This is a genomic window from Streptomyces capparidis (genome assembly GCF_054782095.1).
On sequence record NZ_BAAGTD010000045.1, the window covers coordinates 63,102 to 72,596 of the forward strand.

Consider the following 9,495-nt stretch of genomic DNA (forward strand, 5'->3'; position numbering starts at 1 on the left):
CGTCGGGTCACGATCCCGGTCACTTGACGGCCGCCTGGGCCGCGGCCAGCGCGTCCTTCGGCGACTTCGAACCGCTCAGGGCGGACTGGACCGCCTTCCACATCTGCTCGGAGATCTTCGGGTAGGTGGTCCCCAGGTCGTCGCTGGTGCGGCCCTTGGCCGTCTTGACCGCCTCCACCCAGGGCTTCAGCTTGGCGTCGGCCGCCACCTGCTTGTCCTGGACCTCCTTGGTGGGCGCGACGTAGGACAGGGCGGTGTCGGTCTCGTAGAGGTTGGCGGGGCTGGTCAGGCAGGACGCGAGCTTCTGCGATGTGCTGTAGCGGGCGGTGTCGCCCTGCACGGGGATGGTGACGAACTCGCCCCCGGTCGGGGTGGGGGCGTTGCCGCCCGAGGCGCCGGGAACGGGGATGACGCCGTAGTCGAAGCCGGCCTTCTCGGCGTTGGCGAGCTGCCAGGTGCCGTTCTCGGCGAAGGCGTAGTCGCCGCCGGCGAACTCCTGCCAACTGGTGGTCTGGGTGTTGTTGATCACCGAGTTGGGGGCGTAGCCCTTCTTCAGCCAGTCGGTCCACAGCGAAAGCGCCGAGGCGGCCTCGGGGGAGTCGAGCGCGGTCAGTCGCGCGCCCGAGCCCCACAGCCACGGCAGGAACTGGAAGCTGCCCTCCTCCGTCCCGATGGCCGAGAAGGTGATGCCCTTCTTGCCCGCCTTGTGCACCTTCGCCAGTGCCGCGGTCAGCGACTCCCAGTCCTTGACCGAGGAGATGTCCACCCCGGCCTGCTTCAGCACGTCCTTGTTGTAGTACAGCGCCAGGGTGTTGGCGCCGATCGGGGTGCCGTACGTCTTTCCGCCCGACTGGCCGGCCGCGAGGAGGTTCGGCTCCACCTTGGAGGTGTCCATCCTGTTCTCGTCGGCGGTGGTGAGGACGCCTGCCTCGGCCAGCGTGGACACCACCGGGTTGTCGACGATGAGCACGTCCGGCGAGTTGTCCTGCTGCGCGGCAAGCAGGGCCTTGTTGGTCAGGTCGCTGGTGTCGAAGGCGGTTCGCTTGACGGTGACGCCCGCCTTCTTCCCGCAGTTGTCCAGCAGCTTCGCCCACGGCGAGCCCTTGGCGAGCTGCGGGTACGGGTCCCAGACGGTGTACGTGCCGCTGTCCGCGGCGTTGCCGCCGCCGTCGGAGGAGGAGCAGGCGGTGGTGGCGGTGGCGACGGCGACGACGGTCAGGGCGGCGGCGGTCAGGCGCCGTCCGGGGGATCGGTTCATTGCGGGTTCCTCTTCGTTTCCGGCACGGGTGTGCCGTGGGAGGGGCGACCGGGGGTTGGGCGGGCTGTCGGACGGGCCGCCGGGCCGGGCGGCGCGGGGGGTGCGGTCAGGGGGTGGCGGCAAAGCCGGGGGCCGGGGTCGTACCGGCGGGCCCGGTGCTCGCGCGCAGGGAGATCGGGGGTGTGAGCAGGTGGTGCCGGGCGACCGCGTCGGGCTGCTCGATGCGCTCGACGAGCAGGTCCACGGCGAGGCGGCCCATCTCGGCCGCCGGTACGTCCGCCGCGGTGAGCTGCGGGGTCACCGTCTCCGCCCACCGGCTGGCGACGACGCCGGTGACGGAGAAGTCGCGCGGGACGTGGCGTCCGGCCTTGGCCAGTCCCCGGTACAGGCCGCCCAGTGCGGCCTCGTTCAGGGTGACCAGGGCCGTGGTGGCGGGGGCGTCGTGGAGGATCCGCTCCACGCAGGCCTGGCCCGACGCGGCGTCGTCCCCGCAGCAGTAGGTGCGGACGGTGAGCCCGCGCTCCGCCGCGGCCTTGGTGAAGCCGTCCAGTCCGCGGTGGGCGGACTCGTACCCGGCGCGCAGCAGTTGCTCGGGCCGGTTGACGAAGGCGACGACGCGGTGGCCCAGGTCGGCCAGGTGGTGGACGCACGCCTCCGTCAGCGCGGTGTGGTCCAGGCCGACCCACCAGCCGCCCTCCGGGTGCGCGGTGCGGCCGATGCAGACGGCGGGGAAGCCCACGGCGGTGAGGTGCTCGACCCTGTCGTCCTGGAGTTTGATCTCCATCAGGATCGCGCCGTCCACCCGGCGCTCGCCCAGCAGCCGCTGGAACGAGCGGTCGCTGTCCATGCCGCTCGGGGAGAGCAGCACGTCGTAGTCGTAGAGCGCGGCGGCCTCCACCACGCTGCCGATGAAGTCCAGTTGCATACCGGTGTAGTGGTGTCCGGCCGGCGGGAAGACCAGGCCGACGGTGCTGGTCCGGCCGTTCGCCAGGGCGCGGGCGCTCGCGTTGGGCCGGTAGCCCAACTCGTCGATCACCTGCTGGATCTTGCGGCGGGTCTCCTCCGACACCGGGCGCTTGCCGCTCAGCGCGTAGGAGACGGTGCTCCGCGAGACACCGGCCCGCCTGGCGATCTCACCGATGTTCACGGGACTCCTCGCTCGAACCGGTTCGACGCTCCGCGCGGGATCGTCGCCGGTTCGCAGGGTGCTGGGGGGACGGGAAGAAAGGGCGACCGGCTGTCGAACCGGTTCGCGTGAAGCGAAGGTAGGAGCAAGTCGAACGGGTGTCAATGCTCTCGTCCTCACCTTCCCGCAACCTGACGGAAACCCGGCCCGGGCGCCGAGGGGCGCTCCCGCGTGCCCGCGCGACGCCTCCGCGACCAGGCGCGGGAGAGGTCCCGCGGGGGCGGCGCATGCCCGGCCGGCCCGTCGGGGCGCACCGCGAGAAATCCGTGCCGGAGGTATTGCTGGCCCGTTGTGCCGCTGCTAGCTTCCCGAACCGGTTCGACAAACCGTTGGCTCGCACCGGCGGCCGAGGCGGTGCGGAACCGACCGGGGCCCGTGTGCGGCCTCGGCCCTGGTGCGCCCTCCGGCGGAAACCCGGCAGGGAGGCGCGCCGCCACCCCGACCGACCGCCCCACCGGCGGCCACCGCACCTCGACGACGCGCCGCCCGACATGTCGAACCGGTTCGACCCAGAGAGACGTGCAGGACCCTCCGGGCGGCGCTCCGCCGCCGCCGACCCACCCAGCAGCGGAACCACGGGCCCGGGACGACTCCCGCCCCGGGCCGGGATTCCGCCACACCCACGGAGACCTCAGTGCACCGAAGAAGAACCACAGGAGCCGTCGCGGCGGCGGCCGTCCTCGCCGCCGTGCTCACCGCTCCCACCACGGACGACGCCCATGCCGTGGAGCCGGACCGGCTCGTCGTCGACCTCGCCGCCGACACCGGCCCCTTCCACGGCGGCGCCTCCGGCACGCTGTACGGGATCTACGGCGACGGGGTGCCGAGCCGCAACCTCCTGGAGGGCATGCACCTGCGCACGGTGTCCACCAAGGCGCAGGACGGTCCGCAGCACCCGGGGGCGGACGCGCTGGAGATCCTGCCGCCGTTCGTGGACTCGGGCGGCAAGGACGTCTACATCTACATGACCGACATCTACCGGGGCTTCCCGTACCAGTGGCCCGGCGCGGACGGCCCCGCGCGGCTCGCCGACTTCAAGAAGAGGATCGAGAAGCAGGTCCGGCAGGTCCTCACGACGGGCGACTACAAGGACAACGTCGTCTACGTCCCCTTCAACGAACCCGAGGGGAACATGTTCGGCACGGGGGAGTGGAGCTACGACAGGACCTCCTGGCTGAAGGACCCGCGGCACTACTTCGCCGCGTGGAAGGAGGTGTACCGGCTCATCAAGGACCTCCACCCCGGGGCGCGCGTCGCGGGTCCCAACACCAGCGTGCTGTACGACCAGGTCAAGGGCTTCCTGGAGTACGCCAAGGCGAACGACGTGGTGCCGGACGTGATGACCTGGCACGAGCTGTCCAGCCCCGCCGCGGTCCGCACAAACGTGGCCAGGTACCGGCAGATGGAGAAGGAGGTCGGGGTCGGCCCGCTGCCGATCAATGTCAACGAGTACGGCCACAACTACCACCTGTCCGTGCCCGGCCAGGTCGTCCAGTGGGTGTCGGCCATCGAGGAGTCGAAGATCGACGCCGACCTGGCGTACTGGAACATCGACGGCAACCTCAACGACTCGGCCGTCGAGGCGAACAAGGGCAACGGCCAGTGGTGGCTGTTCAACGCCTACGGCCAGATGTCCGGGCACACCGTGCGGGTCACCGCCCCCCACCCCAACGTGCAGTACACCCTTCAGGGCGTGGCCACGCTCGACGAGGCCAAGCGGCAGTCCCGCGCGCTGTTCGGCGGCGCGGACGGCAGCGCGGACGTCGTCTTCCGCAACGTCGACCCCGAGGTGTTCGGGACGACGGTGCACGCCACCGTGCAGGAGATCCCGTGGACCGGGCAGGTCGGCGCCTCGGCCCAGCCGCTGCGGCTCGCCGACCGGGAGATCGAGGTCGGCGCGGACGGCTCGGTGACCCTCCCCATGACCGGCATGGACGCCATGTCGGCCTACCAGGTCATCCTCTCGCCCGGCGGCAACGGCGGAGTGCCGGCCACCCCGTCGACCGGCTGGCGCAAGTCGTACGAGGCGGAGGACGCCGCGTACACCGGCGGCGGCTACTCCCGGAACGGGCCCGAGGGCAGCCCCTCGAACGTGGGGAGGTTCGCCACGTCCGGTGGCTACAACGTGGGCGGCCTGCGCACCGGCTCGGACGGCGTGCTGGCCTTCGACGTGGACGTCCCGCGGGACGGCACCTACGACCTGAGCGTCCTCGCCAACTCCTACAACCTGTACCCGCTGGTCAAGGAGCAGGGACCCACCAACGTCTTCCTGCGCGTGGACGGCCGCGACCCGCAGGAGCTGCGGCTGCCGCTGGGCTACAAGTGGGTGGTGTGGGGCCACACCGACACGACGGTGAAGCTGACCGCGGGCAGGCACCGGATCACGCTCGCCGCGAAGGACCCGGACCTGGGCGCCACCAAGGGTGACGCGATCATCGACCGGATCGACCTGGCGCTGCGCGACGAGCACGTGACCCAGCCGGCGATCCACGAGGCCGAGTACGCCACTCTCGGCGGAGCCAGGCCCGCCTACACCCACCCCGGCGCCTCGGGCCCCGGCGCGGTGCCGCTGCCCGAGGGCGCCTCCGCGACCTTCTGGGTCCACTCGCCCACCGACGGCGAGGCGACCGTCTCCCTCGACCACCTCGGCCGCGGCCGGGCCGCCCTGTCCCTCAACGGCGAGAAGCTCGACCTGCCCAGGGTCGGGGGCGGCAGGAAGGGCACGGACACCGTGCGGATGTTCCTCTCCGGCGGCGTCAACAAGATCACCGTCACCGGCGCCTCGGGCGGCCTGGTGCTCGACCGGCTGCGGGTCGCCCCGTCCGGCGGGACCCTGGTGACCGAGGTGTACCAGGCGGAGAACGGCACTCCCTCCGGCGCCGCCCAGGTCACCGACGCCCACACCTTCGCCGCGGGCGGCAAGGCGGTGACCGGTGTCGGCGACGGGAAGGCCAACGCCCTCACGGTCGACGTCGTCGCCGAGCGGTCCGGGCGGCACGCGCTGACCATCCGCTACTCCAACGCCGAGCAGGCCCCCGCCACCCACTACAACCCCGACCCGATCGCCCGGCACGCCGACCTGTCCGTCAACGGCGGGCCCGCCCGCAGGGTGCTGTTCCCGACGACCTTCCACTTCAACAACTTCTGGGACCTGACCGTCCCGGTCACCCTGAAGAAGGGCACCAACCGGCTCACCTTCACCGCCGAGGAACTGCCGGACTTCGACGGCGACACCTACAACGAATACGACCAGCGCTCCCCGTACGCACCGGTCATCGACCAGATCGGCGTCACCCCCCTGACCTCACACCGCTGACGCCCGACCCACCCGGGCGCCGGTCCACCCCCGGACCGGCGTCCCCTCACCCGGGCAGCGCACCTACGGCCCGCTCCTAGGGGAAGGCCGCCGGGTGTAGGGCGACGGGCTTGATGCCTTGACGACACGCGAACGGCCGTGGCGGGCGGCCGCCCTGGGAATAGCAGGGGCCGGTTCTTTGCCGCTATTGCCAGCCGTCAAGGGAGACCTCTGACCCTCCCTCTAGATAATGGTGGAGGGCGCTTGAGGTGGTGACTACGAAGTTTTCGGGGATGGCGTTGGCGTCGACCCAGCGGACCTGGGAGTGCTTGCGGGGTTCGCGGTTTTCGGGTTCGCCGGTCCAGTCGTGGGCAGCGAATACGACCGTGAGGAAGCCGTTGGGGGCTTCCACGCCCCAGGCGCCGTGGATGATGTGGGCGATCCTGAGGGATCCGGGCTTCACCGTAAGGCCGGTCTCCTCGTAGAGCTCGCGGACCGCGGTTTCGGTGATGGGCTCGCCCGGTTCGCTCTTGCCGACGGGGAGGTCCCACATGCCCCGGGCGAACTTGGCGTTATCGCTGCGCTGGAGGAGGAGGACGCGGTTGGTGGCCTTGTCGTGGACGATGACGGCCGCGACCAGCAGGGTCATCGATTCGAGCGCCGGCTCGAGGGCTCGGGAGCGGTCGTCGGTCTGCTGGGCCACGGTGTTCCCTTCGTCGGGCGGGTTGTTGGGCATGTTAGGCGAGGGCCTCGCGGGCGCGGCGGGCGAGATCGGCGGCGCCAGGAACGCGGCGGCGCTGGTAGACCGCGAGCGTGGAGCGGATCGACGTGATCGCCTTCCGGGTGCGGTCGGAGGTCATGCCCTCCATCAGGACCAAGGCCTGGGTCCATGCGGCGACCGCTTCGTCGGCGCGGGCCTGGGCGGCGAGGCTGTCGCCGAGGTCGGCGTGGGTGAGGGCGTGGACGCGCTTGTACTTCTCCGGGTCCCAGCAACGCCGCTGACGACCGACCCACCCGGACGCCGGTCCGGAGACCCGGACCGGCGCCACCCCCTCACCCGGGCAGCGCACCCACGGCCCGCTCCCAGGGGAAGGCCGCCGGGTTTCCCCGCTTCGGCGGATGGGGCCGGTACCCATCCGCCCCGTCCAGAACCGTCACCCCCTGCTCCCGCAGCACCGCGACGCTGTGCGCCACGGCGGGCTGCGCGGCTTGGGCCTGGTTGAAGTACGGCATGGCGACGACGGGAATTCCCAAGTGGACCCCCTCGGACGGCAGCCCGATCGCCAACGTGTCCGCGATCCCCGCCCCCCACTTGTTCAAGCTGGTGCAGCTCAGCGGCGCGACCAGCATGGCGTCGGCCTTCGGCAGCGAGTCCGCCTCCCAGGGCAGCTTGTACCGCGACCGCACCGGATGCCCCGTCAGCGACTCCAACTCACCCATCCGGTGCGCCCACCACCGGGCCGCGGACGGGGACAGCACCAGACAGGTGTCCCAGCCCGCACCCTGGGCGACCCGGACACCGGTGTCGAGGTACTGCGCGGGACCGGCGGCGCAGGCGATGAGGTAGAGGACACGACTCATGCCCGGAGTCCACAGCGCAGAGCCAGCGCACGCAACTCCCACGGCGGAATCGGCATGACACCGACCAGGTCCTCGACGAGCGCCAAGGCAAACGACCTGCGGCGGACCTCTTCCGGCGCCAGCTCCTCGGCTTCCACCACGAACCGCACCGCGTCGTCCCATCGGCGCGTCAGGAGTGAGGCTCGCGCCATCGCGATCAGGTGCTGGGCACGGCGCTCCTTGGTGAGGGACTCCACTGCTCCGGCCGTCAGGCCATCCGCGGCTTCCAGCGCGGACCAGCCGTCTTCGAAGCGGACCAACACGTCGACACGGTGGAGTTCCACGTTGGTGGGTCCGAACATCGTCCAGTCCTCGTTGCGGTCTCCCCCCTGCCGACCGGCCACGTCAGCCGCTTCGTCCACCAGATCGGAGGCTTGGCGAACAGCGTCGGCGGAGCGCTGCCGACCGGAGGCGGCGACCGCCGCGCCCAGATAGAGCATGCCCAGAGTGGACAGCCCAAGCGGCCCGCGGGTGACCAACTCGCCCGCGAGGCGGCCTGCCGCCGCACAGGCGAAGGCCGCGGCGGACTCCGGGCGCCCCTGATGGAGCATGCTCTTGGCGACGCGGCGGGAGGCGGCACCGATGGCCACAGGGTCTGCTGAGCGCTCGGCTGCGGCCAGGGCCCGGTCGGCTGCGATCGCTGCCTGAGCGATGGTGGCGTCACCGTACTTGTGCAAGAAGCTCGTGGCGAGCTGGTAGACGCGGGACAGCATCGCCTGGGTTGCGCACACCCGGTCCGCGGGAGCAGCGGTGACGGCGCGGTGCGCGCCGAGGATCAGCGCGGGGAGCTGGCGGTCGAGCGTGGTGTAGTGACATGCCTGGAATGCCTCGCAGCAGTAGGTCAGACCGCGATGGAGGTCCGCCAGGGAAGGCGGGGTGGCGGGCACTTCGACCAGACCGGTGGACACGTCGTGCCGGTCGAGCACCTCCAGAACGGCGAGGGTCTCGCCGGGAGGCACGGCGGCCCTGTCCGGTGGGGGAGTGTGATCGGTCAACAGACGCTCCAAGGGGATGCGCAGCACGTCGGCTGCGCGCTCCAGTACGGACAGCCGCGGATCCGCTTGGCGCTGCCCGCCCTCAAGATCCTGCACCCACCGCCGGGACCGACCCATGAGGCGGGCCAAGTCGGCTTGCGTGTAGCCGCGCCGGTCGCGCCAGTAGGCGATGCGGCGTCCGATGTGTCGGCCACCAGTGTCCACGGCCCCCTCCCCATCAAGGCACGCACACTGCGTGCCCACTCTCGTTGTACCGCTGATTACCGTGCGCTCACTCCGTGATTGCGACGAAAGGGTGATCGTGGCAGGTAACGATCCAACGGGACGAGACGGTGCCGAGGAACGCGCTCACAGCGAGGCGGGGGGAGTTCCCGCATGGGTACGCCAGGGGATGTTGGTGCTGGACACCGCCACCGGCCACGTGGGCGTTGTGCGTGCGGTCGGGGATCCGTACACCTACGACCGGTCGCCGTCGTGTGTCTGGCTGCTGCCGGTCGGCGGGGGGTTCGAGTGGCGGGCGCGGATCGCGGACGTGCGGCCCGCACCGGCGACGGGTGGACGCCCGTGCTGAGGCCCATGCTGCGCATGCCGCCGACCACGCCCATCCGCACCTACGTCGGCACCGTGCTGCGGTACTTCCGGCAGCAGGCCGAGCTGACGCAGAAGGAGCTGGCGAGCGGGCTGCACGTCACCGGGGCGCTGGTCAACATGGTGGAGGTGGGGCGGCGGGCCCTCGAGGACCGGTTGCTGGAGCGTGCGGACGACCTGCTGCGCGCCGGTGGGGTGCTGCGGGCCGCGGTGCCTCTGCTGGAGGCGGAACGGGATGCCCTGCGTGGCCCTGGGCTCGCCGTGTGCGCCGCGCGGGACCACATCGAGGCCCTGGACAACGAGCTGCCGCCGCTGGCTGAGGACACCCGGCGGCACATCGCCGCGCTCGCCCTGTGGGCGCTCGTGCCTCCCGAGAGGCGGTGAAGGAGTGGCAACGGCGAACCGTTCCGGGGGAGCGGGCGTCCGGCGTCCCCTCAGCCCTGGCGGGCGGCTGGGCTTGCGCCTTCGCTGCGGAGGGTTTTGTGGCCTTTGATGCGGGGGGCGAGGGTGCGGGGGTCTACGGCTTCGCTGGGGGTGCCGTTGTGGTAGAGGC

At 71.4% G+C, this 9,495-nt stretch carries 8 protein-coding genes and 1 pseudogene; 2 read left to right on the forward strand and 7 right to left on the reverse strand.

Going from position 1 to position 9,495, the window contains the following annotated elements:
- Positions 1 to 19: 19 nt before the first annotated feature.
- The gene (locus ACYVO2_RS28850) at positions 20 to 1,258 is read right to left on the reverse strand and encodes a sugar ABC transporter substrate-binding protein (protein ID WP_461010969.1); all 1,239 of its coding nucleotides are present in this window, start codon (positions 1,256 to 1,258) and stop codon (positions 20 to 22) included.
- A gap of 106 nt (positions 1,259 to 1,364) precedes the next feature.
- Positions 1,365 to 2,405: a LacI family DNA-binding transcriptional regulator gene (locus ACYVO2_RS28855; RefSeq protein ID WP_461010970.1), complete on the reverse strand. Its 1,041-nt coding sequence runs from the start codon at positions 2,403 to 2,405 to the stop codon at positions 1,365 to 1,367.
- Between the two features lie 673 nt (positions 2,406 to 3,078).
- On the opposite strand from ACYVO2_RS28855, the gene ACYVO2_RS28860 reads away from it, so the two are divergent.
- Entirely contained in the window at positions 3,079 to 5,760 is a 2,682-nt protein-coding gene (locus ACYVO2_RS28860) for a cellulosome protein (protein ID WP_461010971.1), read from the forward strand.
- Positions 5,761 to 5,944: 184 nt separating this feature from the next.
- Here the strand turns inward: ACYVO2_RS28860 and ACYVO2_RS28865 are convergent, their stop codons facing one another.
- The 4 genes and pseudogenes from ACYVO2_RS28865 to ACYVO2_RS28880 form a co-directional block, all read right to left on the reverse strand.
- Positions 5,945 to 6,475 (reverse strand): NUDIX domain-containing protein, encoded by a 531-nt coding sequence (locus ACYVO2_RS28865; RefSeq protein ID WP_461010972.1) that lies wholly within the window; start codon positions 6,473 to 6,475, stop codon positions 5,945 to 5,947.
- Between the two features lies 1 nt (position 6,476).
- A pseudogene (locus ACYVO2_RS28870) lies at positions 6,477 to 6,776 on the reverse strand (tetratricopeptide repeat protein); the annotation flags it as partial.
- A gap of 16 nt (positions 6,777 to 6,792) precedes the next feature.
- The gene (locus ACYVO2_RS28875) at positions 6,793 to 7,320 is read right to left on the reverse strand and encodes a flavoprotein (protein ID WP_461010973.1); all 528 of its coding nucleotides are present in this window, start codon (positions 7,318 to 7,320) and stop codon (positions 6,793 to 6,795) included.
- Positions 7,317 to 8,558, reverse strand: a complete 1,242-nt coding sequence (locus tag ACYVO2_RS28880) for a helix-turn-helix domain-containing protein (protein ID WP_461010974.1) — start codon at positions 8,556 to 8,558, stop codon at positions 7,317 to 7,319. Before ACYVO2_RS28880 ends, ACYVO2_RS28875 begins: the two co-directional genes overlap by 4 nt.
- A 360-nt stretch (positions 8,559 to 8,918) precedes the next feature.
- Here ACYVO2_RS28880 and ACYVO2_RS28885 point away from each other — a divergent pair, with 360 nt between their 5' ends.
- A complete protein-coding gene (locus ACYVO2_RS28885) occupies positions 8,919 to 9,326 on the forward strand; it encodes a helix-turn-helix domain-containing protein (protein WP_461010975.1) in 408 nt (135 codons plus the stop codon).
- A 50-nt stretch (positions 9,327 to 9,376) separates the two neighbouring features.
- Here ACYVO2_RS28885 and ACYVO2_RS28890 read toward each other — a convergent pair.
- Positions 9,377 to 9,495: DUF6009 family protein (locus ACYVO2_RS28890; RefSeq protein ID WP_461010981.1), on the reverse strand; the 119-nt coding region annotated here is incomplete at its 5' end.

Bases quoted from the DNA above. Each gene is read 5' to 3' on its own strand.
- ACYVO2_RS28850 (WP_461010969.1), bottom strand. From the start codon at position 1,258: ATGAACCGATCCCCCGGACGGCGCCTGACCGCCGCCGCCCTGACCGTC.
- ACYVO2_RS28875 (WP_461010973.1), bottom strand. From the start codon at position 7,320: ATGAGTCGTGTCCTCTACCTCATCGCCTGCGCCGCCGGTCCCGCGCAG.
- ACYVO2_RS28865 (WP_461010972.1), bottom strand. From the start codon at position 6,475: ATGCCCAACAACCCGCCCGACGAAGGGAACACCGTGGCCCAGCAGACC.